Source organism: Treponema sp. R6D11, assembly GCF_054786075.1.
In genome coordinates, this window is record NZ_BDHD01000760.1 from 1 (window position 1) to 428 (window position 428).

1 protein-coding gene is annotated in these 428 nt (G+C 43.2%); it reads left to right on the plus strand.

Translation table 11 applies throughout. The annotated features are described in order from the left end of the window. Positions 1-428 (plus strand): tetratricopeptide repeat protein (locus ACYVTD_RS15940; RefSeq protein WP_461248666.1); only part of this gene is annotated, 428 nt, incomplete at both ends.

A 428-nucleotide genomic window follows, 5' to 3' on the forward strand; every position in this document is an offset into this window, starting at 1 on the left:
GCCATTACAATTTACAGGCGGATTTTACCATCTGCCGGAAGGTATTCAGCCAGTGTCGCGAATAATTTGGGGAATGTTTATTTTCAAAAAGGAAATATCGATACAGCCGAACAATACTATAATCAGGCGATTGGTTTTGATTCAGGGTATCCAAACGCATACCTTGGTAGAGCGAATACAAGAATTAAAGCTGGTAATTTGCAAAACGCTGTTTCGGACTACGAGCAGTATTTGCGGTTAGAGCCTCGTTCTTCGCAGCGCGTTAATATTGAACAACTTATAAATTTAATCCGAACGGAAGCCGCTACTGCGGAAATGAAAAAAATGTTGGCGGAAGAAGAAGCGCGCCGCCTTGCCGAAGAAAAGCAAAAACTTTTAGATTCAGTTTCAGCATCTCTGCAATCCGGCGCTTCTTCCGGTAAGGGGCT